General features: G+C 53.2%; 19 protein-coding genes and 1 pseudogene. 3 read left to right on the forward strand and 17 right to left on the reverse strand.

The window, feature by feature from the left end; translation table 11 throughout:
• Window positions 1-35: 35 nt before the first annotated feature.
• Both trmD and rimM read right to left on the reverse strand, forming a co-directional pair.
• A complete protein-coding gene (trmD, locus tag CBE74_RS20215; RefSeq protein ID WP_087454208.1) occupies window positions 36-905 on the reverse strand; it encodes a tRNA (guanosine(37)-N1)-methyltransferase TrmD in 870 nt (289 codons plus the stop codon).
• Complete coding sequence (rimM, locus tag CBE74_RS20220) at window positions 905-1408, reverse strand: ribosome maturation factor RimM (RefSeq protein WP_087454209.1); 504 nt, start codon at window positions 1406-1408, stop codon at window positions 905-907. The genes trmD and rimM overlap by 1 nt, the downstream gene beginning before the upstream one ends.
• Before the next feature lie 185 nt (window positions 1409-1593).
• On the opposite strand from rimM, the gene CBE74_RS20225 reads away from it, so the two are divergent.
• Window positions 1594-1992, forward strand: coding sequence for a cupin domain-containing protein (locus CBE74_RS20225; protein WP_087454210.1), 399 nt, complete (start codon window positions 1594-1596; stop codon window positions 1990-1992).
• A gap of 80 nt (window positions 1993-2072) precedes the next feature.
• On the opposite strand, the gene rpsP is transcribed toward CBE74_RS20225, so the two are convergent.
• The 14 genes and pseudogenes from rpsP to CBE74_RS20295 form a co-directional block, all read right to left on the reverse strand.
• Window positions 2073-2546: a 30S ribosomal protein S16 gene (gene rpsP, locus CBE74_RS20230; RefSeq protein WP_087454211.1), complete on the reverse strand. Its 474-nt coding sequence runs from the start codon at window positions 2544-2546 to the stop codon at window positions 2073-2075.
• Between the two features lie 237 nt (window positions 2547-2783).
• Entirely contained in the window at window positions 2784-4391 is a 1608-nt protein-coding gene (gene ffh / locus CBE74_RS20235) for a signal recognition particle protein (protein WP_087454912.1), read from the reverse strand.
• 93 nt (window positions 4392-4484) lie between these two features.
• Window positions 4485-6719 carry a [protein-PII] uridylyltransferase gene (locus CBE74_RS20240; RefSeq protein ID WP_087454212.1) on the reverse strand — a complete coding sequence of 745 codons (2235 nt, stop codon included), beginning with the start codon at window positions 6717-6719 and terminating at the stop codon, window positions 4485-4487.
• Between the two features lie 74 nt (window positions 6720-6793).
• A complete protein-coding gene (locus CBE74_RS20245; RefSeq protein WP_013911801.1) occupies window positions 6794-7132 on the reverse strand; it encodes a P-II family nitrogen regulator in 339 nt (112 codons plus the stop codon).
• A gap of 229 nt (window positions 7133-7361) precedes the next feature.
• A pseudogene (locus CBE74_RS20250) lies at window positions 7362-8676 on the reverse strand (ammonium transporter).
• A gap of 178 nt (window positions 8677-8854) precedes the next feature.
• Window positions 8855-10513, reverse strand: coding sequence for a signal recognition particle-docking protein FtsY (gene ftsY, locus CBE74_RS20255; protein ID WP_087454213.1), 1659 nt, complete (start codon window positions 10511-10513; stop codon window positions 8855-8857).
• Between the two features lie 166 nt (window positions 10514-10679).
• A complete protein-coding gene (locus tag CBE74_RS20260) occupies window positions 10680-14276 on the reverse strand; it encodes a hypothetical protein (protein WP_087454214.1) in 3597 nt (1198 codons plus the stop codon).
• Between the two features lie 190 nt (window positions 14277-14466).
• On the reverse strand, window positions 14467-17970 hold the full coding sequence (smc, locus tag CBE74_RS20265; protein WP_087454913.1) for a chromosome segregation protein SMC: 3504 nt from the start codon (window positions 17968-17970) through the stop codon (window positions 14467-14469).
• A gap of 62 nt (window positions 17971-18032) precedes the next feature.
• Window positions 18033-18365 (reverse strand): acylphosphatase, encoded by a 333-nt coding sequence (locus CBE74_RS20270; protein ID WP_171483187.1) that lies wholly within the window; start codon window positions 18363-18365, stop codon window positions 18033-18035.
• Between the two features lie 159 nt (window positions 18366-18524).
• Window positions 18525-19991, reverse strand: coding sequence for an alanine/glycine:cation symporter family protein (locus CBE74_RS20275; protein ID WP_087454215.1), 1467 nt, complete (start codon window positions 19989-19991; stop codon window positions 18525-18527).
• A gap of 270 nt (window positions 19992-20261) precedes the next feature.
• The gene (gene mutM / locus CBE74_RS20280; protein ID WP_087454216.1) at window positions 20262-21119 is read right to left on the reverse strand and encodes a bifunctional DNA-formamidopyrimidine glycosylase/DNA-(apurinic or apyrimidinic site) lyase; all 858 of its coding nucleotides are present in this window, start codon (window positions 21117-21119) and stop codon (window positions 20262-20264) included.
• Between the two features lie 24 nt (window positions 21120-21143).
• Window positions 21144-21893 carry a ribonuclease III gene (gene rnc / locus CBE74_RS20285; protein WP_087454217.1) on the reverse strand — a complete coding sequence of 250 codons (750 nt, stop codon included), beginning with the start codon at window positions 21891-21893 and terminating at the stop codon, window positions 21144-21146.
• On the reverse strand, window positions 21890-22420 hold the full coding sequence (locus CBE74_RS20290; RefSeq protein ID WP_166740996.1) for a YceD family protein: 531 nt from the start codon (window positions 22418-22420) through the stop codon (window positions 21890-21892). Before CBE74_RS20290 ends, rnc begins: the two co-directional genes overlap by 4 nt.
• A gap of 59 nt (window positions 22421-22479) precedes the next feature.
• Window positions 22480-23214, reverse strand: coding sequence for a DivIVA domain-containing protein (locus CBE74_RS20295; RefSeq protein ID WP_087454219.1), 735 nt, complete (start codon window positions 23212-23214; stop codon window positions 22480-22482).
• A 420-nt stretch (window positions 23215-23634) separates the two neighbouring features.
• Between CBE74_RS20295 and CBE74_RS20300 the strand changes: the two genes are divergently transcribed.
• Window positions 23635-23802 carry a dihydrofolate reductase family protein gene (locus CBE74_RS20300; RefSeq protein ID WP_225870066.1) on the forward strand — a complete coding sequence of 56 codons (168 nt, stop codon included), beginning with the start codon at window positions 23635-23637 and terminating at the stop codon, window positions 23800-23802.
• Between the two features lie 54 nt (window positions 23803-23856).
• Complete coding sequence (locus CBE74_RS20305) at window positions 23857-24291, forward strand: dihydrofolate reductase family protein (RefSeq protein ID WP_225870100.1); 435 nt, start codon at window positions 23857-23859, stop codon at window positions 24289-24291.
• Here the strand turns inward: CBE74_RS20305 and ald are convergent.
• Window positions 24250-25359, reverse strand: coding sequence for an alanine dehydrogenase (ald, locus tag CBE74_RS20310; protein WP_087454220.1), 1110 nt, complete (start codon window positions 25357-25359; stop codon window positions 24250-24252). The genes CBE74_RS20305 and ald overlap by 42 nt on opposite strands.
• Window positions 25360-25411: the final 52 nt, after the last annotated feature.

Genomic DNA, 25411 nt, shown 5'->3' on the forward strand with positions numbered 1-25411 from the left:
GCGCGCAGGGGCAATCATTCCCAGCCACTTTCTTCTCACTCTTGCGGCAACTGCGCTAAGAACTCGCGATCTTTTTTATCCAGGTCGCAGACCTCAAGTAGTTCTGGCCGAACCCGTTGGGTGCGTTCCAGTGCCTTTTCACGACGCCAACGATCTACTTTTGCGTGATTACCAGAAAAAAGAACATCTGGAACTTCTAGACCGCGCCACACGCGAGGCTTGGTGTAACTGGGGCCTTCCAACAAACCATCGGAAAAAGAATCTTCCTCATGGCTTCGTTTATTTCCTAAGACTCCCGGAATCAGCCGGACAATCGCTTCTGTTATGACCAAAACGGCGACTTCCCCACCGATAAGCACGTAGTCTCCGATCGAGACTTCACGCACGCGGTAGCGGTGAGCGGCATCGTCGATAACGCGTTGATCGATGCCCTCATACCTTCCGCAGGCAAAAACGATGTGTTCTTCATTTGACCATTCTTGTGCGTCTTTTTGGGTGAAAGGCGTGCCCGCCGGTGTTGGCACAATCAGCAACGGCAATGAGGAGTCTTCATCCTCGCGCTGATATCCAGTCTGTTCCACGCCCTCGATGTCATCATGGCGGGGTTTATCCAGATGCGGAAGTGCAGATTCCAGAGGTTGTGCGGCTGAGGCGAGACCGGTTCCCTGTGCTACGTCATCAAGTGCAGGGCCCCACACCGTTGGCTTCATGACCATCCCAGGTCCGCCTCCAAAAGGAGAATCATCAACAGACTTATGTGCATCGGTTGCCCATTGCCGTAGATCATGTATCCCGACGCTCAGAATGTCCTTTTCAATAGCTTTGCCCAGCAAGGCGTGGCGAAGCGGATCCAAGTATTCGGGGAAGATGGTGATGACATCAAGCCGAAGTTTTCGCGCGGTCATTACAGCTCCAAAAGTCCATCGGGAGGAGTAATCGTGCACGTTCCCTCTTCAAGATCTATCTCGGGAACAATAGCGTGAACAAAGGGAACAAGTACCTGCTTGCCTCCAGTAAGTTCAACTTCCAGGATTTCTCCGGCGGGGCCATGCATCACACCCGTTATCTCCCCGATCTTTTTGCCGTCTTGGAGTAGATCTAACCCCTCAAGCTCGTGATCGTAGAAGCCTTCCTCATCGTCATCGTTGTCTAGCGGTGCCGCGAAGAACTGAGTCCCCCTCAAGCTATCAGCTGCTGTGCGATCAGGGATTTCTTCAAATTTAATGAGCAGACGGCCTTGGTGCACCCGCCCAGTGGCGATGGTCAAGCGATGTTCTTTTTTCCCCTGCCTACCATTGAGCACTTCCCCCACCGCAAAACGAATATCTGGTTCGTCGGTGGTTACCTCAACGGCGACTTCCCCCTTGATTCCGTGAGATTTAACTACTCGCCCAATCATTAATTCCATGGACAATACTTTAACAGCTCCCCTCGCCCCTTCCGCTTTCATCTGCTATAGCTTCTCTTGCATGCTTATCGACGCCCACCCGCATCTCTTCCTAGCTATATAGTGCAGGCGTCAGCCCTGGTGTACGAGCAAAAAGCAGAGCTATTCTTGCTTTAACTGTCCCCTAGCCTGGTAGGAGCAAGACCATGGATGTCCCCACCAATACCCCTCATAGTTTCGGAGACGCCCACCGCGATTGTGATGCAGAAAATGCAACGAGCCTCGACATTCTTAGCGAGGCTCCCGATGCTGATCCTCAGCGTAAAGTTCCAACGGTAACCAGGCTGCTCCAAGCTGAAGGCGCCAATATTATCGTTTTTACTTTTGCGCCAGGGCAGGTCCTCAATGACCACAAGGCGGCGCATCCCGTTACCATCCAATGCTTACAAGGATTCCTCGACGTGGAATGCCCCGATAAAAACGTACGGCTCACTCCAGGAAAGGTTCTCTATCTCCCGCAACGAGTGATCCACAAAGTGAGTTCCCCTTCTAGCTCTCCCTCCGAAGCAATTTTGTTGTTAACCATGCTGACGGGGAAAAGCTAAAGTCAAGCACACAACACAAAACCGCTTAAGAAGACAACGTCCTTCTTAAGCGGTTTAGTTGCTTGAAAAGCTCAACAGAATTACTCTGCAGCAGCTTCTTCGGTAGCCTCTTCAGCCTTCTCGGCTTTCTCAACCTCAGCGGCAGCCTTAGCAGCTGCATCTTCCTTAGCCTTGCGCTTCTTCTCGGTGATAGCCTCAGCGGTAGGACCCTCGTTAGCCTCTGCCAGTGCCTGGTTGAACAGCTCCAGCTTGGAAGGCTTAGGCTCTGCAACCTGCAGGGTTCCCTCAGCGCCCTCAAGGCCCTTGTGCTTCTGCCAGTCGCCGGTCACCTTAAGCAGTGCCAGAACAGGCTCGGTTGGCTGTGCGCCAACGCCCAACCAGTACTGTGCGCGCTCCGAATCAATCTTGATAACGGAAGGGTTCTGCTTTGGCTCGTAGGTACCGATGTTCTCGATAACCTTGCCGTCACGACGAGTGCGAGCATCTGCGATAACAACGCGGTAGTGCGGGGTACGGATCTTACCCATACGCTGCAGCTTGATTTTAACAGCCATGAAAGGCTCCTTCTTGGGTCACTGGGAAGTACAGGCGCTCTTTGCATATGCATTGAACCGGTTCATCCCTTGATTTACCTGCGGTGACTCAGACCGGCCGACCGTAGACGGTGACGGTATGACGCAGGAATGTCTTGTGGTGTTCCCTCACAATTGAGACAACTCTAGACACAATACAGCACTCCCCTTGGCCATTCCAATTTTTCTATAGTGAACTGGCCGAGGGAAAGTATCTAGTTATTTTTTGCCGCCAAAGTCCAGGTTGTTCAGATCTATGTTTTCCATGCCCTTGGGCATCTTAGGCATCCCCGGGAGATTCGGCATACCGCCTAGACCACCGGCTCCACCCATTTGCTCTTGCATTTTTTGCAGCTCAGCCATGCTTGGCATGCCCGGCATACCGCCGTTCATAGCGCCGCTACGGTTTTTCGCAGGTTTACGCTTACCGTTTTTGCCTTTACGACCTTTGGGCTTCTTCTTGGTTGCGCTACGTCCACCGCCACCCATGCCGAATTGCCCGGCCATTTTGCTCATCATCTTTTTCGCCTCAAAGAAGCGGTCTACCAGCTGATTCACCTCAGAGACGGCAACACCGGAACCGTTAGCGATACGTTTGCGTCGAGAAGCATTCAAGATCTTAGGATCTTCACGCTCTGCCGAAGTCATACCACGGATAATGGCTTGGATGCGGTCTAGTTGTTTCTCATCAACCATATCCGCCATCTGCGACATCTGCTTACCGCCAGGCAGCATCTTCAAGATGTTGCCAAGCGGGCCCATCCGGCGCACCATCAACATCTGATTGAGGAAGTCCTCCAACGTAAGCTCGCCGGACCCCAGCTTCTGGGCAGTTTCCATGGCTTGTTCTTGATCAAGGTTCTTCTCTGCTTGCTCGATGAGAGTAAGCACATCACCCATGCCGAGGATCCTGCTGGACATACGCTCGGGGCGGAAGACATCAAAATCTTCCAGTTTTTCACCGGTGGAGGCGAACATGATGGGTTTGCCGGTTACTTCGCGGATAGAAAGCGCCGCACCACCGCGGGCGTCACCATCCAACTTGGTCAACACGACACCTGTGAAATCGACGCCATCGCGGAAGGCCTCAGCCGTGTTCACTGCGTCCTGTCCGATCATGGAGTCAATAACAAAAAGGACTTCATCAGGGTTAATCGCATCACGGATATTCCGGGCCTGGGTCATCAGGGCTTCATCAATACCCAAACGACCCGCCGTATCGACGATGACCACGTCATGCTGGCTACGCTTTGCCTCTTCGATGCCCTGGCGAGCCACGCCTACTGGGTCGCCATGAGAAGTGCCCATCTCATGGTCGTTGGAGTCGATGGATGTTCCTGGATCTGGGGCAAAGGTGGGAACGCCCGCTCGTTCACCAACAATTTGCAGCTGTTGAACAGCACCCGGGCGCTGCAGATCACACGCCACCAACATTGGAGTATGGCCTTGGGATTGAAGGTGCTTAGCCAACTTTCCAGCAAGCGTGGTCTTACCAGCACCCTGAAGGCCCGCCACCATGATCACCGTAGGAGGATTTTTAGCCAAATTAAGGCGACGAGTTTCTCCACCAAGAATCCCGGTCAATTCCTCATTGACGATCTTGATAACTTGTTCAGCCGGGTTAAGAGCCTTAGATACTTCAACCCCTAGCGCACGATCTTTAATTCGTGCTATAAATCCGCGAACCACTGGCAAGGAAACATCGGCTTCCAACAGCGCCAACCGGATTTCACGCGCGACAGCATTGATGTCAGCCTCGGTGACTTTGCCCTTTGACCGTAGGCCTGACAGGGCATTGCCTAGCCGGTCAGACAGAGATTCAAACACGAAACGCACACTCCCTTTATGGATCTTCCCTGCGCACCTTTAATTACATTGCTGGGAAAATCTCGCGTGGACTTGAAGATTAACGTTCCTATGTTAACCGTTGGTGAGCACCTTGGTCACGTCACGCTCAACTTTGGCACGATCAAATCCCTCGGCAAGCTCACACTGCATGATCATTGTCGCGCCCGGGTTGCTCATAGTCAGCCATAAAACATCAGGCAAGACGCCTAACACGGCGCCTAAACCACCTCTACGGTCGGCTGTCCTTACCTCTAGAATATTGCCCACCCAAAACGTCGCGGAAGTACTCTTCCTGATACTCGGCAGAGATGAGTACACCCCCGACTTATAGGCCTGCACAAATTCACATGGATCGAACCCCGTACCCACAGTGTTATGCACTTGAAGCTCCGCAATCACATGCTTAGCCTCATCAGATCCACTCATCTTGAAGCGTGCCGACTCAATGTTCCACCCTTTAGCCGCAATCAACGCCAAGACTCTGACGCTTTCCCGCATATACCGGCCTTTCCAGTACACGGTGGCGTTGCCACTTTCCCTCCCAGGGTTCATAGTCGATCCGGTGTTCAGGTCATTGTCAAAGTTATTAGAGGTTTTAGGAACCAAACCAATATCCAGCGGAATATCAAACTCTGGTGGTTCAGGAGTCAATGAGGTAAGTCGAGCACGCGCACGGCTGCATAATGCTTGGGTTCCAAGTTTCAGCACCGCACTCCACACACCCGGCGCGGTGCCTTCAGCATCCGCCTCCACCAGGGATTCCAAGAGGTTAAGGGTGAGAAGATCATAATTGACAGCGTCTAAAAGCATCGTTACGGCTTCATCGCTTGTCGGGTCAAGACGGCCGACAATTTGTGCGATCTTTGTGTGCTCTACGACCAGAGTCTCGACCACACTCAGATCTTGTTCATTCAGCCGAAGCTTGCGCCCCATCTCCACCACAAATTCCGCGCCCACGATTTCATGGGGTCTGCCGTATCCTTTACCAACATCATGAAAGAGCGCGGAAAGGAACAGGAGATCCGGACGAGCCACGCTAACGCTTCTTGCTGCACAATTGGCTGTGACTACGAGGCTATGTTGATCAATTGTGTGAATGTGGACTGCTTCACGCGGCATCCGTCCCCTGATATGACCCCATTGGGGGATCATTTTCTCCCAGAAGCCGTGGTCATCAAGCTGTTGGATAACCCGCGGGCTATGGACCGATGAGCTCAAAAGTTCAAAGAAGTCACCCGCTGCTCCCACAGGCCATGGAGCTGGCAGTTCAGGAAGATTCTCCAGACGGGGCCATACGGAATCACTGATAGGCATGCCGGTGCGTGCACTTGCAGCTGCGACTCGAAGAACTAAGGCAGGATCTTTGAGGTTCGGATTTCGAGACAAGGAAATTTCATCATCAACGGCAACCACATCAACATCGATAGGCCGGCGTACAGCTCGTCTTACGTGGTTACGCCGCGGAAGAGCATTTCGAGCAGTACTGAGCGCATGATTAGTGGCGTCATTAATAGTCCGGGCAGCGTGGGCTAAGACGCGGGAGAGCTCGTATCTGTCATCAAACCCCAAATCGAGCGCAATATCTGCAGCGAATTCCGGGTCCAAGACGTCTCGGGCGCGCCCAGCGTGTTGGTGCAAGAGGGTGCGGACGTCGAGAAGCAACCTGCGTTGAGAATCAAGAGGAGGCACGTCGCACAGGTGACCTAGTGCAAGCGCCCGTATCAGCTCGATGTCTCTGAGACCGCCGCGACCATGTTTGAGATCGGGGTGTGTCATTGCCACAACCGAGCCAGAGCGGCGCCAACGGGCAATAGCGGTATCGGAAACCGCATTAAAGTTTTTGTTCAGTTCCCTACGCCAGGTGTCTAGGGTCAGCCGTCTAGTTTGCTCAGTAAGCTCTGGATCGCCACTGATGTGCCTCACATCAAGCAATGCCAACGCGGCGGTTGAATCATCTGAGACCATGCTGGCGCATTCCTGCGGAGTACGCACTGCGTAATCAAGACGCATTTTTGCGTCCCAAATCGGGTACCACAAATCTGCAAGACCGTCGAGATTTAATCCTGCCGGGTGAAGAAGAATTAAATCCAGATCCGATTTGGAAGTCATTTCTTCCCGGGCAAAGGAACCTGTCGCGGCAAGCGCGGAGCCTTCGGGGATAGTAAGCTTCTCCACCAGTGCCTGCGCACGTCGATACGCATGCTCTCGAATTTCTAGCGCCCGTTGCGACCCACCGTTCTCAGTTGCTTGAGCTAGAACTGTTGCGTGCGCGGTTTTATCGCATGAGTCGATCGCAGAATGCGTCACAATCTATCCTTAACGGAACTATGGCTTCGGTCTAATGGGAGAAAACCCATCAGCTGCAGAAGTGGCAGCTGTATCTAGATTGCGTCAGAACCGCGCTCGCCTGTACGAACGCGAATAAGATCATCGACAGGGGTGACCCACACCTTGCCGTCTCCGATCTTGCCGGTGTGCGCCGAATCGACAACGGCACGTACAACGTCATCGAGAAGTTCATCATCAATAACGATTTCAATCTTGACCTTGGGCACAAAGTCCACCGCGTACTCAGCGCCACGATAAACTTCCGTATGACCTTTTTGCTGGCCAAAGCCTTGGGTCTCTGTAACCGTCATGCCGTGCACACCCACCTGCCCCAGAGCATCTTTAATGTCTGTCAGCGTAAAAGGCTTAACAATGGCAGTAACGAGCTTCATTGAGAGATCTCCTCATTCATCAATACACCGGCAACCAAAGCATAACGACGATTCCGCGTTGTTGTACGCCGCATCGCCCTTAGCCTCAGCGATATTAATCTTTCGATTTTCTAGTGTAGCCAGTCTGAACCGCTCAATGCTGCTTGCACTGGTTAACCTGGCCGATCCATTACTACAGCCCGATGTCTTCGCTCATAAGAACAAACACTCACCGCGTTAGTCCAGGTTGTTATCCCCACCCCGTATTCACCGTTTCATACGCCGTCTCCCCATGCACCGCATAATCGATTCCAGCGTTTTCCACCTCTGGGTCCACTCGCCATCCCAGTGTTATCTTCAACAAGTATGCGAGTATCACAGAGATGAAACCTGCAAAGACAACAGCCACAGCAGCTATGACAAGCTGAACTATAAAGAGTTTTAGTCCCGCTACTCCGCCACCGGTCAGCAGGCCTTTGTCGTGGGCAAAAGTCCCACTCCCACGGTTCCCCATAGACCTGCGACTAGATGAACCCCCACCACATCAATTGAATCATCGAATCCACAACGATACTTAAGACCTACGGCAAAGGACCCTATAATACCGCCCATGCTTCCGAGCACGATGGCCGTCATTGGTGTTAAGTCTCCCGCCGCAGGAGTTATAGAAACAAGCCCAGCTACGAGCCCCGATGCCGCACCTAAAGAGGTAGCATGGCCGTCCCTTATCCGTTCCACCGCAAGCCAACCAAGCATTGCTGCTGCAGCCGACACCGTAGTGTTTAGCCATGCAAGCCCCGCCACCCCATCTGCCGCAAATGCAGAGCCTCCATTAAAACCAAACCAACCAAACCAAAGCAGCGACGCTCCCAGCATGACCATGGGAAGATTATGTGGGCGCTGAGGTTTGCTAGGAAAGCCATGTCGACGACCTACGACCACGGCTAGAACAAAGGCTGTAGCTCCTGCGGAAATATGCACTACCGTGCCACCTGCGAAGTCAATGGGAGGGATCGCTGCCATGCCACCAGCAGTTCCAAACATCCAGGCAGATACACCCCTTGCTGCATGAGAGAGAATCCCGGCCCCCACACCATGTGAGCCAACGGAAAATAAACAAAACTAACCCATAGGGCTATAAAGACAAGCCACGTTCCAAATTTCACGCGCTCTGCAATCGCACCGGAAATGATGGCAGTAGAGATAACCGCAAAGGTGAGCTGAAATCCAATATCTATAACATTTGCATACCCATTCACGCCCACAACGTAATGATGTGAAGAATCCAGAATTGCTGTACGCAGTCCAAATAGTTCCCAGGGATTAGCAAATATCCCACCTATAGACTTTGATCCATATGACATAGACCATCCCCAGAGCACATACACAATGGATACGACTCCCAGTGCCCCAAAAGACATCATCAGCATGTTAAGTACGGATTTTTGACGAGACATACCACCGTAGAAAAATGCCAAGGCCGGAGTCATAAGCAACACCAATGAAGCAGAAATAAGTATCCACGCAGCACTACCGGAAGCGTGATTTATCTGATCCGGATTCATATATCTGCTCCCTAATCTCATTGAGTGAACACGCGCCCACCTCAATAACTATAGGGCAACAGATTTAGTTTTCTATAAATCGACAGTTTTATTATTTTTAGGTGCCTTATCGCAAAAGCCCCTTGCATGATGAGGGTTGGTGTACCACTCACCGCACAAGGGGCTTTAGCTTGCTGTTTTAACCAAGCAACGCGTCAACAAAGCCTTCTACTTCAAAAGGTGCCAGGTCGTCGGCGCCTTCTCCTAATCCGACCAGTTTGACGGGGACCCCGAGGTCCTCCTGAACCTGGAACACAATACCGCCCTTGGCAGTTCCGTCTAGTTTGGTCAAAACCACACCCGTAATGTTCACGACCTCGCGGAAAGTTCTCGCCTGCGTAAGCCCGTTCTGGCCTGTGGTGGCATCCAGAACAAGAAGGACCTCATCAACCACGGCTTTCTTTTCCACAACGCGTTTGACCTTTCCCAACTGATCCATCAGGTTACTGGAGTTATGGAGGCGGCCTGCGGTATCTACAAGCACCACGTCGGCACCAGTTTTTACGCCCTCAGCAACTGCGTCAAAGGCAACCGAGGCAGGATCGGCACCTTCAGCTCCACGCACTGTCCGTGCGCCAACTCGACGTCCCCACGTTTCAAGCTGATCAGCCGCCGCTGCACGGAAAGTATCTGCAGCGCCTAAGACCACCGAATGCCCCATAGCTACCAGCACACGTGCGAGCTTGCCTGTCGTTGTGGTCTTGCCAGTGCCGTTTACTCCTACTACCAGCACCACAGCAGGCTTGCCCTCGTAAGGCATCGCTTTAATCGAGCGATCAAGCTCGGGCTTACAAGCGCGGATCAGGCATTCTTTCAGCATCGCACGCGCATCGGCCTCACTAGCGACTCCCCGCTCGGCAATCATTTCGCGTAAGTCTTCTACCACTTTCATCGTGATAGTTACGCCTAGATCGGCTTGGATCAACTGTGCTTCAATATCTTCCCACGCGTCTTCATCAAGCTCACCTGCAGAAAGCATACCCAAGACAGATTTTCCAAAGACATTCTGTGATCGTGACAAACGGCCTCGTAGCCGTCCGATGCGTCCAGTCGCGGGAGCGATATCGTCTTGAGACTCCGTTTGCACAGCTTCTGCCGCAGCAGCACTGTCCACAGGCTCATCTGTAGCCTCCTGTAAGGCCTTTTCTGCACCAGACGCTGCGACACTTGCTGCGACAGCGGCTTCATATGCGTCTTCTTCTAGCTTCGCCTCTTCTTTTTTGTCTTCGTCATGGATAAGAGACTCTTTTGCCGCATCCTCGACAGGTTCTTCATGGAACTCATCAAGCTCCACAAAGTTTTCTTCGACGTGCTTGGCTTGTTCTTCTGCTTCTTGCTGTTGCTCAAATAGCTCTTGAGCCTCAGCTGCGGCTTCAGCCGCCGAGGCTGCATCTGATTCAGATTCTGCGTGATGAGCCACTGGCAGTTCCGAGTCAGAGACCGGGTCGACTAACTCCGACTCATTGAGATGCACACCAGGTTTTTCTGTTTCCTGTGTTGCTAGTGGTTCTTCCGGAAGCGCTAGCGGTGCCACCGGATCTACCGGTGTTTCCTGCACTGGTTCAAAGGAGGGAGAAGCAACTGGCAGTTTTTCTACGGGAGCAGCAGAGGCCTGCCCAGCGGAGAAATTAAAGCCGCCTTGAGCTTGATAGTTTCCGGAACGTTCTTGCTGTGTAAGCTGTTTTGGTTCGTCCTCATCACCGCGATCAAAACTAATAGTTTTGGATCGTTTTCGGCTAAGGCCAACAGCAATAACCACGATGAGCGCAAGGACGACAATAAGGATGCCGATTAACACAGGAGTTGACATACCTCTAATAGTTGCAAATTCTTGCGGGTTTTACACCTCTGTAGCTTTTCCTATCCCCTCGCAACGCCCTAAGCAGCAACGCACAAGCCCGTAAAACGTAAGTTCCAACCACGTCTTACGGGCTTGTGAGCAGGCCATGCGATTAGCCCGTCATTTAAGCGATACCTGGTTTAGCCAGCGCCAAGATAATGGCGTCTGCGGCGATCAAGTCGCCGGTAACAAGGTCCGGCACGACGTCGGCAAGCTTTGCCCAACCTGGTGTCGCGGCATCGAGCGTTTTGTTAGACGACACCAGCCCATGAGCATGCATTCGAGCGGCCAACGCCAGCACCAGGGAGACTACCGGCGTGAGTGCCCACAAATTTTCATGTGCATCGGTGTCCACGCCATCGAGCTTGTCAAAACGGATTCGCGCCATTGAGTAGAGAACCTTGTTAGTACTGCGCAGGGTGCGAAGCAACGTTACCGCTGACTTAATCAGGCCTTCATTGCTCAAGAGCTCACGCAGTTCGGTGCGTTTATTAAAGGTCTCAAAGACCGCAAGCAAACGTGTTCCGTCGTCCATGAGCGATCCAGGAACGATTTGTGAACGAGAGAAGAACATCTCCAATAGCGCTGCTTGCTGGGCTTTAGCCATACCTGCAATCGCTACTGTGGATTTATCAATACACGCCGTGTCCAGCGTGGTGTCACGTCCAGTCTTCAGGATGCTCACAACGTTATCGCCGGCAATGTCCTTGATATTGGCAAGAATCTCTCGCTTTGCAGCCACACCGTCACTGATCTTCTTTCGACCCGCATCAGCCTTGACAAGGGTTTCTCCACCTAGCACGGCAGCTACCAAGTCTTCATCCGCCGCAGAAGGCTCAGCAGATTCTGGAGTAACCGGTGCCAGCGGTTTTCCGTCTGCGCCTGTCATGGAGTCCAGGGACCCCAGCAGCTCTAGCACGCCGATCCACGGCGCCCTGTGATGAGTGCCTACTCCCGCCTCGAACCTCGCTCGCACCAATCCGCTTTCTACCACGCGACCTGGCTGCTTACCTGCGGGAACAAGCGATTCCGATAGGCCTGTCAGCGCGGCACTCGGATTGCTGCTGAACACCTTGCGGACAGATTTAGCGGATTCTCCCGAGGCCACGCCCGTGGTCACCATGTCCCAGAGCACTGGCATGATGCTTTCCGACGCCGGCACCTCCTCAGTTTCCCCAGCCAAAAACGCCGATAGCGCCCCAAGCGCGGGGTCGGTTCCCTCAAAGTGACCAGGCTGCTCAAGAATCACCGCATTTCCCCCCGGCGACACGGGAGCGATGAGAGTCATAAAACGATCTACTGTGTGCACCTGAACAATAAGATTGCCGGCTTTAACAAGTGAACTCGGAAGCTTCACGGATCCCTCGACAACAGGAAGCGCACGCGCTGGAGCCCACGGCGCTGTGGCAGGCCATACCCAGACACCCAAAGGACGTTCCCCACCACCGGAAACCACAATGGTCTCATCAACCAAGGTCAATTCTTCTGCATCGGAAGAATGAATATCTGCCAGTGCCACAGAAACACGTCGATCGCTTACGGGATCCGTCCATTCAAAATCCACTCGCCCGAAGGGCAACACATTGGTGGAGCTAGCGATCGTTGCCATGGGCGTGACGTAGGTGAGGCCACCGTCGTTGCTGCGCAAGCGCGCGGTCTTCACTGGAGCGCCATGGTGGTTACGCACAGTGATCTTGGGATCGCCGAGCTCACCACGACCGCGGATGCGCAGGATGCCGCGCATATCAATATCACGCGGGCGGAGAGTCAAGCGGCTTGCGCGCCACATCGGAGGTTCCGTAAGAAGTGGGAACTCAAAAGCAAGGCTTGGTGGGCTAAAGCGAAGCGGAAGTTGGTCCCCCTCCTCAGTGGACACGATCACATTAGCGGCTGGTTCTAGTGCCCGCACCACAACCTCAGATGGCTCAACAATAAATTCTTTATCACTTGAGCGCAGGGTGAGTACGGTTTCCGACAAACCGCCGCCAGAAGGAATGCGGAAGGAACGGCACGCGCCGATAACGTTGATATTTGCGTGTGCACCCTCGACGATTGCATATTCATGCCTAAAGCTTTCATTGCGAGGACCGCGCAGACGCACGAGGTACTCTCCTACCCATGGGGCGTCGTAAAGCTCAGGATCGAAAACAGCAAAAGCCCCACCCTCAGCTGGAACCTCCAAAGGCTCCGGCGGTGCAACCTCTTCACCTGCAGAGCCGACGCCACCAAACGAGGAAATCGTCAGGTACCAGGTTTCTGTTTGCCCCGATGGCGTAGGAGGAAATTCTGCGACAAGCGACTCAGCGTGAATAGGAAGCCCGCCGGAGCTGCTCAAATAATCAATCGCGTAGTCGGGAGAGCGGAAAATGACGCGTTGACGAGGATCGACGCTACGTACGCGATCCATGCTGGGGTTTGTACCAGGAGCCACGGTAGCAATAGAAGCCACGGTGTTGACATCCAGATCGTGGCACAACCAGCCCTCCCAGCCTTCTACGCTAAAGGAATCAGACTCATAGATCTCATGATCGCTGACCACATCCATCAAGGTGGCATCGGCTGGTGCCAAGACGAGAAGATTATGGTGGTGAAGGGAAACTTTATCCGTCACATTGGTGCCACGCGATGTAAAGATCACAGTCGGGTCGTCGTTATCCACCACCGGAACATTCCACGTAATCCCATTGGTTACGTCTTGAACGGTCACCTCACGGACGGGGTGAGAAATGGTGACATCCAGCTGCTGCGCTAAGCCAGAGACGTCTCCCCACGCGCACCCTGTGCGATAAACCTTTGTGGTTCCGTCGATGCTAACGCGCCAGTTGACCTCCCCAAAGCTCCCGTCTTCCAGCGTAGGTACACGCTGCTCAGGAAGACGCAGGCATACCTTCCGTCGGGAAACATCAAGCAAAATTCGCGGACGTAGCTCACGGTTTGCCACGCCCACTGCAGACTCACGATCCAGCGTCCCCACCGGGCGCTCACGAAGTTCTGCGCGCACAGCTGCAGCGATAGGCGCGGGAAGCTGTGGTTCACAGCATGCATAGGAGCGATCAAACCAAGAATTCGGGTGTTCGAGAGCAAAGTCTCGCAATGCGGTAATACCAGCCAAAACCCTGGTGGCTTCTACTGGCGCTACCGCAAGTGCGTGGGCGAACAGCCGTGGCTCTGCAGCGGCAACGATTATTTCTGCGACTTCAGCTGCAGTGGTTACCTCGTGGGCGTCGAAAAGCTCTAGAAGCGCGGGGACTTCATTGTTCACAATACCGGCATGAACGCACAGTAGTTCAGCGAAATCTCCGACGGGTGCCGTATACAAATCAAGGGACGTAAAAGCTGCTGGTGCTACCTCGGCAAGTACCTGCGCAACATCAACCCCACCGACTACTGCCTGCGACTCTGGAGAAAGCCCCAGGCCGCCCAGGTACTCCGCAATAAAATTATCAGTGTCTACAACGCGACGCGCCCGACCGACCAAAGTGGTGATGGTCAACGCTGGGCTAACTCCTAACAGTGCCTTCAGGTCTGCTCCGGCGACAAGCTGGCGGGTAAGGAAAATACCGTAAAGCCGTTCGATTCTTTCAAGCTCATCGTCACGCAAATCAACGTTGATCACAAGCGTCTCAGCTTGAAGCCGCTGAGCGAGTTCCAATTCTGTTTGCGAAGCCCAACCTAGCAGTGAATCCGTAATGTCTGCGATCGGATGAACTGACTCGCTCATGTGTCCCCTTTCTTAAAAGTTTTAGATACAAAGTAGATACGAAGATGTGACAAAGATTCGAGGATACCCTGCACAAAGGCTCAATACCTAACCGCCGCAGCGCGCTGAATACTCATAAATTTCAGCGCTATAATCCGGCTGGCGATGCCAAAGAATACGGGCAGACCACACTAATTCTGCGTGGGTTTTCTCAAGCCTTCTCCTCTGGCGTGTTCCCTGAAGAATCGCCTTGCGCAACCGCTACTGCACCTGGGCTCATATGCTGAGAGATCACACGCGTTACGCCGTCGCCACACATTGTTACGCCGTACAGCACGTTGGCTACGTCCATCGTTGTTTTCTGGTGCGTAATAACGATGAGCTGGGAGTCTTTCCGCAGCTCTTCAAACAAAGCGATCAAACGACGAAGGTTAACATCATCAAGTGCTGCTTCCACCTCATCCATCACGTAAAACGGACTAGGCCGAGCCCGGAAAATAGCAACCAACATTGCCAGCGCAGTCAGCGATTTCTCACCACCAGAGAGCAAAGACAACCGCTTTACTTTCTTTCCTGGAGGGCGAGCTTCCACTTCAATTCCCGTAGCCAGCATGTCGTCGGGCTCGGTCAGGATAAGACGCCCCTCCCCGCCTGGGAACAAAGTTGCAAAAACCTTCGGAAACTCAGCCTCTACGTCGCGCCATGCGTCGGTAAAAAGTTGCAGGATTTTCGCGTCTACGTCCTCGATCACGCCTCCGAGGTCTTGTCGTGCCTGCTCCACGTCGGCTAGCTGGGTGGACAAAAACTCATATCGCTCTTCTAGCGCCTTAAATTCCTCCAAAGCCAAAGGATTCACCTCGCCAAGCGCACTGAGGTCTTTTTCTGCTTGCTTCAGACGCGCGCGTTCCGCAGCTACGTCAAAATCAGCTCCCGGCGCGTAGTCACGCAACAAGTCCGTTATCGGCACGCCGAGTTGCTCGACTAATTTTTCTTGGGCTTCCTCTAGCCTCACTTGAGACTGGCTTTGGGCGATTTCTGAGGCATGAGCAGTATCGCTCAGTCGGTTGAGCTGATTCTGTAGAGCATTGACCGCATCTTTTGCACTAGCGGCCTGGGCTGCCAGGCGAGTACGTTCTGCGATAGCTGAGTTCTTCTCCGTGGCTGCTTTCTCCAATGCCGTGGATACTCGCTGGGCAAGCATGTTCGCACCCTCAGCAACTGCAGCCGCCAGACGCGACTGTTTTATCCGGCGTTCCATCGCTTGCTCATGGCGGATTTTTGCTTGGCGCTCGTAATGAGCTTGTCGACGCAACCCCTCGCCCTTACCCTGAGCATTTTCCGCGCGTTCCTCGGCTGTCCTCAAGTTCAAGCGTGCTTCCATCTCCATCGCTTTGATCTGAGCCAAGGCGGAAGCAGCTTCATCCCGGGCGACACTGGAGGGTTCTTCTGGGGTGTCACTGTCTGACACTCTATCCAGACGACTCTTTATCTCCTCCCATTCTTCCTGGAGCTGGTGCATTCGTGTTTCAGCTTTTGTGCATTGTTCAAGAGCTTGTTGGTGTTGCTTTTGATGGGCGTCGCACTGCTGCTGCAATCTGGAGCTGTCCCTTTCAGCTTCAGAAATTCGATGCTGGTGATCCCTTAAAGCCGCTGTTGCGCGGGCAGCCGCAACGCGGGCCTCTGCAGCAGCATGGTGGGCGCCCTCCAAAGTTCCAGATAACTCTTCCAACTGGGCGTGAGCTATATCAAGTTCAGCTTGAGCTGTTTCTATATGAGACGCAGCTTCCACTGAGCTATAGCCGCCAGAGCCTAACTCAATCCATCCTTGCCCCAGCATGGTGCCCTCAGAAGTGACAGCACGCAACCGTGGGTCTTGTTCTATGAGGGTTCGTCCCGCTTCTAGGTCTGGCACCCAGACTGCGTCGGCAAGCACTCGCGTGATAGCACCGCGGACATCACTGTCCATGTCTACGTGGTCTAGTAGCCATGATGCGCCAGAAGGCAGATCAGCATCCATGCGCCAGCCCTCGGAACCTGCGCTGGTGACCACAATGGTCCGAGCAACCGAATCAAGATCGTTCACAGATCCTGCGTCAAAGATTGCAGCTACTAATGCCTCGGTAAAGCGCCCCAAAGCGGCAGAAACTGCCTTCTCTGCACCCGGTCGTGGACGAATCTTTGGCCCAAGAGGAGCGCATTCCTCCAGCCCAGAGAGCACGTTTTCTGAGGTTGCCACCTGCAGGGTTGCGGTTAAGGTCTCAATGCGCGATTCCAACCGAGACACTAATTTGTCGATGGAACCACGCTGTACGCGGAGCTGCTCAAGCCGTTTTTCGGAGGTTTCGGCCTCCGTCGTTGCCTGCGCGTGGCGCTCACTGAGCGGAGACATCTCCGCCTGTAACTGAGCTACGGTCTCATCTATCGCAGTTTTCTCATTTATCAGCTCGCGCTGGCGCTGAGAAGAAGCCTGGGATGTTTCTGTTAAGCGCGAAACCTCAGCTTGGGCCGACTCAACTTGCTTGCGTTGGGATTCTTCTGAAGCGAGAAGTCTGACTACGCCCTCGCGTCTATCTGCAATGGCTCGGACCTGCGCTAGGTGCTCCTGTTCCGCCTCACGAGCGGCCTCTTCACGCTGCTCTGCCTCTTCGTGGATGGCGTCTAAACGCTCCCGCGCGATCTCTGCGGCTTCCGCCAGCTCCCGGTATTCGTCATCTGCACGCGCGGCTTTGTTCTCTAAAATTTCTGGATCCGGGCCAGAATAGGCAACTTCTTGTATGGAAGAGGCACGGTCGGAAGCGATTCTCTGGGTCGCGGCTACCCGCTCCGCCAAGGCAGAAAGTTCAAACCATAGGTGCTGTGCACTTTCTGCGCGCGGGGTTGCCTCCGCTAGGAGATCGTCTATCTCCGTTTGCTGCGCAGTTGCTTCTTCGAGTTGTTCGGTGACGAGCTCGACCTTTTCCAATAGCACCCGCGCCTGGGACTCCGCGGAATTAAGCTGTTCTTGTAATTCCACTACGCGGTGCCCGGCAAGCCGTAATCTAGAGTCCCTTACGTCTGCTTGAACGGTAGCGGCACGTTGCGCAGCTTCGGCTTGGCGCGCCAGTGGCTTAAGTTGTCGACGCAGCTCCGTTGTGAGGTCATTAAGGCGATCCAGATTTGCTTGCATGCCGACGAGCTTGCGTTGCGCTTTTTCTTTTCGTCGCCGGTGCTTTAGTACCCCTGCTGCCTCTTCGATGAACGCCCGGCGATCCTCAGGACGTGATTCAAGTATTTGTGCAAGGCTGCCCTGCCCAACAATAACGTGCATTTCCCGACCAATGCCGGAATCAGAGAGCAGCTCTTGGATGTCCATGAGGCGGGCGCGGCTGCCGTTGATTTCGTATTCGCTAGCACCATCACGGAACATACGGCGAGTAACAGAAACTTCACGATACTCAATAGGCAAAGCGCCATCGCTATTGTCGATGGTGAGCGTGACTTCCGCCCGGCCGAGTGGTTTGCGCTCCCCTGCTCCCGCAAAAATGACGTCTTCCATCTTGCCGCCACGCAGGTTCTTTGCACCTTGTTCCCCCATCACCCAAGCAAGTGCATCCACAACATTGGATTTTCCAGACCCATTCGGGCCCACCACAGCGCAGATTCCTGGCTCAAATTTTAGGGTCGTCGCAGAGGCAAAGGACTTAAATCCTCTAAGCGTAAGCGACTTCAAATACACCCAAGGCAGTCTAGCAAACCATCGTGCAGAGGAATCACGATAAGCCAGCAAACAAACATGTTTTAGCGGGTGATAAAACCGTGCACGCCTTTGGGCTCAGACCAGAGTTCCACCACCGTAGACACGGTTCCAGGCCTGCCATCTACATCAGGTCGTTTAAGAATATGTAACAGGCTTTGGCAGGATTCAGCGTCGCCTTCTGCGACAACGCATACTCGACCGTCCACAAGATTCGTGGCAGAACCAGCTAACCCGCGCTCCATCGCTTGGGTGTACATCCACCACCTAAATCCCACCCCTTGTACATGTCCATGAACCCAGGCGGTGAGCCGAACCTGCTCAGGTTGTCTCGCTGCTCCCCTAGATTCACCGTTGTCCACGTATCGACCTTTCATAATGAGTTTCCACTACCATACCCAAGCCCCCTTATAAGCGTGTCGACGCCTCCCCTCAATGCTGTTGACATCTTAAACAGCACAAAGCCCCGCTTTCTTACGCAGGGCACTTTGGGCAAGTTCCCGCAAGAAAACAGGGCTTTTCTGTAATTCTTTGTATTACACTTCACGCACGATCTGATGGTCGCGGCGAGTAACCGGATCCGAACCGTCCCAGCACTCTACATTTTTAAGCTCGGGGAGCATGTCGCGATGGAAAACAGGGTCGAGGCCTTGTGCCTTTTGCTGGTTGTAATTCTTCAACAGCTTCACAGCAACTCCGCCCAGCGGAATAATAGCAATCAAGTTGATCACGACCATTGTCGCAGCAAAGGTATCCCCCAGAGCCCAAACCAACGGCAACGGGCCGATGGCCCCACCGAACACACAAGCCATCACAATGATGCGGAAAGTAGTCATCACAGCTTTAGAGTTTGTGAAGTACTCAATGTTGGACTGCGCCAAGAAGGTGTTACCAATCACCGAGGAAAATGCGAGGAAGAACAGGATAACGGTGACAAAGTGTGTGCCCCATGCGCCGACCTCGCCGGCAAGAGCCGACTGCGTCAAGGTGGCACCTTGAACGTTATCGCCAAAAGTCGGATTACCCAGCAAAATAATGAAAGCGGTAATGGAACACACCAAAATCGTGTCAAAATACACGCCCAAAGTCTGCACCAAGCCTTGCTTTACGGGGTGGGAGACGTTGGCTGTTCCTGCAGCATTCGGTGCAGAACCTTGACCAGCCTCGTTAGAGAACAAGCCACGGCGCATACCGTTCATAAACGCAGCGCCCACTGTCGCACCTGCGATCTCTTTAAATCCCAAGGCGTGCTCCAGGATGCTGGCAAACATTCCGGGTATCTTTTCCACGTTGAGCAACAAAACAAGGATGCCGATAGCCAAATACGCCAATGCCATAACTGGAACGATGATCTGGGTAAAGTTTGCGATCCTGTGAACGCCACCAAAGATAATCACGCCAGTCACAGCCGCTAGGATCAGCCCGACGACGACTTTAAAAGTCATCGTCGAGGAGTCGAAAGAAGCGCCAGTCGCCTCGACGATAGAGTTTGCCTGGATCGAGTTATAGACAAAACCGTAAGTAATCGTGATGGCTACGCCGAAGATGACTGCTAGCCATCGCGCATTTATACCCCTGGTCATGTAATACGCCGGGCCACCGCGATACGTGCCATCCGCAGTTTTCGTCTTCCACAGCTGTGCCAGAGTCGATTCCACAAAGGCGGTTGCACCGCCTAGGAGCGCGATCATCCACATCCAAAAAACGGCGCCGGGGCCGCCTAGCGTGATTGCTACGGCGACTCCGGCGACGTTTCCAGTTCCCACACGGGAAGCGGCAGAGATGGTGAAAGCTTTGAACGCAGAAATACCTTGCTCATCTGTGTGGGACTCAGGTGTGTCTTGTTTTTCTGCAACTGCTCGGAACATATCTGGAATCATTCGAATTTGAACGACCAGTGTACGAACAGCGAAGTAGACTCCTGCAGCAATGAGAAGGAAGGGGATGATCTTCCAATAGTTGTCATTGATGACGTCAGTGACAAACGTCTGCACACTTTCCATGTGGCGAATCGTACCGGCAGTGACTTAATCTCACGTAATCCTGACTTGTGAGGCACGGCATCATTAGCCCCCATCCCACTTGAAGTTAATAAAGGAATAAGGGCCAGTCATCGCATTTTCCTTGGGAAATACCAGTTTTTCTAGTCAATCCACTACATATTTCCACATTCGATAAGAATGAGCTGAGTACCCCACAATCCCCTGTTTCCCTTCAAATAAACTCCATATTTTCGGCTAACCAACCAAAAATATTTTGTTTTCATAGGGCACTTAATGCAGCCGCTGACAGCGTGGACACAAGTGGCTTGAGCGATTGGTGAATTTTTCCCGAATCACCGCGGTACTGCAGCGTCCACACGGTCTCCCCTCTTGCCCATAGGCTTGCAAGGAAACATCAAAATAGCCAGACTGCCCATTCACATTGACATACAGCGAATCAAAACTCGTTCCACCCTGCAACAGGGCTTTATTCATCACTTTTTGTCCCTCGCACAGAAGCGAGTGAATTGCATTCAATGAAAGCCGATGTGCTTTCTGCCTAGGGTGTATTTGTGCAGACCAGAGTATCTCATCTGCATATATATTGCCGATCCCCGCAACGATCTCTTGATTAAGAAGCAGTTTTTTAATCTCTACTTGTTTGGACTTTATCAATCGCGCTGTTGCCATAAGATCCTGCGTGGGCTCCAAGAGATCAGCCGCTATGTGAGCCATTGGTTCGGGAACTAATCGGTTATGCGCATAGGTCAATTCAGCAAGTCGCCAATAGCCAAACGTGCGCTGATCTACAAACCATAATTCTCCCTGCTCCACTTCATTGCTAAGGGAACATCGGATCCGGGTATGCGGATGCGAGTGGGCGTCGGTACGCTTAATGAGCATTTGCCCACTCATACCTAGATGAACCATGAGCGCACAGGAATCATCCAAAACAAACCACAAAAACTTTCCACGCCGATACACCGAGGAAAGTACTCGTCCCCGTAACCGTGCCTCAAGTTCCCGCGAGCCGCCTTCTACATAACGGACAGCACGCGGATGGGAGACTGTCACCGAAGTCAAAGTCTTCCCAACGGCGTGACATTCAAGCCCCCGACGAACAACCTCTACCTCTGGCAATTCAGGCACGGCGTGATCCTTAATTTTAAGGATTCAAGAAAACGTGGGGTTTTCTTGAAGGAAGACAACCGCTTTATGTGCTGCTGCCTGCTCTGCAAGTTTCTTATTGGGTCCTATTCCTTCTCCCAAAGTCGCAGTGCCCACGGTAACGACAGCAGTAAATGTTTGGCTGTGTTCTGGCCCCGTGGAGGAAGCTGTGTATACCGGCACGGGAAGTTTACGCTCAGCAGCGCGCTCCTGAAGCGTGGTTTTCCAGTCTTGGTGCATACCGACGGCACTGGCAGTATCGATCTTCTTTTGGAAAAGTCGTAAAACCGTGGCCCGAGCAACTTCAAAGCCGTGTGCTAAGTAGATTGCCCCCAAGAGAGCTTCAGTGGTATCAGCAAGAATCGATTCCTTGTCTCTACCATTAGTCATCAGCTCCCCTTTGCCCAGCAAAATGAAGCTACCCAACTTAATCTCCCGAGCAATATCAGCAAGGCCATAACGGCTCACTATGCTCGCGCGCATCTTGGAGATGTCACTTTCCGCCCTCGATGGGTATTGTTCGTACAATTTACCGGCAACGGACAGCCCCAAAACGGCATCGCCGAGGAACTCCAAACGCTCGTTGTTTGGAAGAGTCCCGTTTTCATTGGCAAAGGACCGGTGCGTCAACGCCAACATCAGCAGATCTTGAGGAATATCAACGCCCAAAGAGTCAATCAAAGAGTCGTAATTAATACGGTCGAAGGCTTCCTGCAAGGCATTAAAACCGGTTGCTCGTTGTTTTTTTCTGCTCACAGGAATTTCTCCAATCCAGCCCAGCGCGGATCAGTTCGATCCTGCTTCTCCCCAGACACTCCATCAGGTGCCGGCACATCGGATTCCGAATCATCGCAACCGGCTTCGCACACCGGGTTAAACGGTAAGTTCATACCAGCTTCATCGATAACAACTTGAAGGAGATCTATCGAGTCGTCAATAATCTTTGACACATCGTCCTCCCCCTCGTTGTCCTCCCCTTGGATGAAGTCATCGGTTGCCGCAAAAACTTCACTCACATGAAATTCTGCGTCTGGGGTGAGCAGCTTCAAGCAGCGTGCACATTCGCCCTCCAGCTCCGCCCGAATCGTCGCTTCTGCTATAACGGCATCTCCCAGCGGAATAAGGGTCACATCAACCTGGACCGAGCCGCCTTCTGGAATCCCGATCATCGCGGGACCAATGCGAACAGGACTAGGTCCAGTCTGCGTAAAGGTTTCGGGCATAGCATAACCCCGCAGCAGCGAGGACACGTTAAAAATAAAAGGAGAAGAATCGTTCATCATCGTCCCTTGAGTGTACTCGCTAGCAGTGCTAACGAGTACTTGTACACCTTAAGGAGGCTCTAGTTCTCGTATCCACCGCGCGTTGACGGCATGGTAGTTGCACCGGCAGAGGCACCTGCACCCCTGCGCAGAGCGGCACGATCACGAGAGATAGTACGAAGTGTTGCAGAAAGTGAGTCCTCAAACTCGGACAGCTTGTTCTCCACAAATGCATCGCATTCTTGACGCAAGCGGTTCGAGTCGGCATGGGCGGCATCGACAACGCGGTGAGCCTCTTCGTTCGCGCGGCGCACAACTTCAGCTTCGCTCACCAACCTATGCTGCTCCGCTAGGCCCTCGTCCACGCTACGTTGGTACTGCTCATTGCCACTCGCGACGATTCGCTCGGCCTCATTTTGTGCACGATTAATAGTGTCGTCAGCTTCTCGACGCGCGCTGTTGACCATGTGGTCAGCGTCGTCTTGTGCTTTAGCAACCGTGGCGTGAGCACGGTTTTCTGCATCCGTAAGCATCGTGTCAGATTCCTGACGGGCACGCTCCATAATGCTTGTGGCCTCACGGTCCGCCGAAGAAACCGTTTCGTGTGCGCGCTCCTCAGCACCACGAATGATTTCATCGCGCTGATCGAGGACATCCTGAGCATCATCGACTTCGACCGGCAGCGCATTGCGTAGGTCGTCGAGAAGCGCCAGCATCTCATTACGAGGAACCATGCAGTTAGACGTCATTGGAACGCCATATGCCTGCTCTACAGTCTGGACAAGTTCATCAAGGCATTCGAATACGCGGTACATGCTTTAAGGGTACTTCCCAGTACACAGCCTTTCCATTCTTAACGCCAAATTATTTTGCGCAAACCGCCAGAACTGGGCTTTTAGCGCCGCGCCTCCCCCAAAAATATTTGTCTCAGAGATACTTTTACGCCCCAGAAGGTCTCAATATTCACATATAGACGTGTCTTTGCGGCGAGCACGATTTACTGCTAGCAGCACTCAATTGCCACGCCACGCTTTTCTTGTTGTGTACAATCTTTTGTACTTAGCACGCGCTTTCAGCACCCTATTGACACAAGCTTCCTGTGTGACCACTCAGTAAGCACAACTTTTCCGGCCGCCAAACAACTTCCGCAGAGACAACCGCGGTTCCTAGAAGAACTGGCGTAGAGCAGCTTTCTCGCAACCACGCATACGTGGCCCTATCCCTTAAGGATCCCCATGACCCGCAAACTTGTAGCAACACTTTTCTATTCTGTCGATGGGCGCGCCACCCGCCCCGACACATTCCAATTTGATGCTTTTGATCAGGAACTAGCACAGCTTATGACCGAAAGCATCGGACGTATCGACGACGCCATCCTTGGACGCAACAGCTATAACGAATAGTCATCCTATTGGCCTGCTGTTACTGACGGCCCTGATGCCGGGTTCGCTGACTTTATTAATTCCACGCCAAAGCATGTGGCCAGCACATCCTTACAGCCTCAAGATATTACGTGGTCCAATACGCAGCTTATCGACGATAACCTCATCACCTACATCAGCAACCTCAAAGAGCAGCCCGGACGCGATATTGCAATCCAGGGTTCACTCTCTGTAGTCCGCCAGTGCGTGGAAGCCGGCATCATGGATGAGATCACGCTCATTATGCATCCAGTGATCGTTGGCACCGGCCCTACGCTTTTTGAGGGTCTCCCGCTTACGCGTCTACAACTGATCTCAGCTTCTACGACGTCAAAGGGAAACGTTATAGCCACCTATACGGCCCACGTCCAGATTCAAACTAGTACCGCAATTCCGACCCGGACGGATACGTTGTGCCCCAAACGCTCGCTAGGAGATGAGAGAAGCTGGGGTTACAGACTCCAGCCCTAGTGCTTCTCCCACCGCAGCGTTGGTTAGTTCCCCTTCCGCAGTATTAAGCCCCGCCGCAAAGTGTGGATCATCGGCCATTGCCTTGCGCCAACCTTTATCTGCCAGAGAAAGCAAGAAAGGAAGCGTGGCGTTAGTCAGCGCAGCGGTAGAGGTCACCGGTACCGCGCCAGGCATGTTTGTCACACAGTAGAAGACTTTTCCATCGACAATAAACGTTGGGTCGTCGTGTGTGGTGGGATGAGAATCAGCAAAGCAACCGCCCTGGTCAATAGCTATATCAACAAGAACCGTCCCCTCCCGCATAGACAGCACATGTTCATGGGTAACAAGTTTTGGCGCAGCGGCCCCGGGAATCAACACAGAACCGATCACCAGGTCAGCGTCAGCAACTGCGTGCGCAATGTTATAAGCGTTACTTGCCATGGTGATAAGACGAGGCCCGTACTGCGCCGAGAGATCACGCAGTCGATCCAGGTTGACGTCGAGAAGCGTCACTTGAGCGCCTAATCCCACAGCGATTCGAGCGGCCGACTCCCCCACAACCCCGCCGCCAATGATTGTCACTTTGCCCGGCGCGGTCCCCGGCACACCCGACAACAAAACTCCCGCTCCGCGTTGCGTGCGCATGAGGTGATACGCCCCTACCTGCGCAGCAAGACGCCCTGCGACCTCGCTCATGGGAGCTAGGAGCGGCAAGCCTTGATCACCGGTGACTGTCTCATACGCTATGGCGGTCACTCCGGCTTCCAAAAGCGCTTTGGCAGCCTCAGGGGCCGCAGCCAGATGCAGGTAGGTGAACAGAATTTGTCCCTGTTGAAAGTAGCCATACTCCTCAGAAAGTGGCTCTTTTACTTTGATCACGACATCTGCCGACCATGCTTCTGCGGCATCGCCTGCGATCCGGGCACCAGCTTTTACATATGCAGAGTCTTCAATACCAGAAGCAATTCCCGCGCCAGTTTGAATCATCACATCATGTCCACGTTTTACCAGTTCAACTACGCCAGCGGGGGTCAGTGCAACGCGAGATTCATTGTTTTTAATCTCTGTCGGGCAGCCGATAAGCATGATGTGTTCCTTTCTCTGGGGCCGTTGTGCGGACCAATGTGAGGACCATTGT

Source organism: Corynebacterium silvaticum, assembly GCF_002162115.2.
Taxonomy (GTDB): domain Bacteria; phylum Actinomycetota; class Actinomycetes; order Mycobacteriales; family Mycobacteriaceae; genus Corynebacterium; species Corynebacterium silvaticum.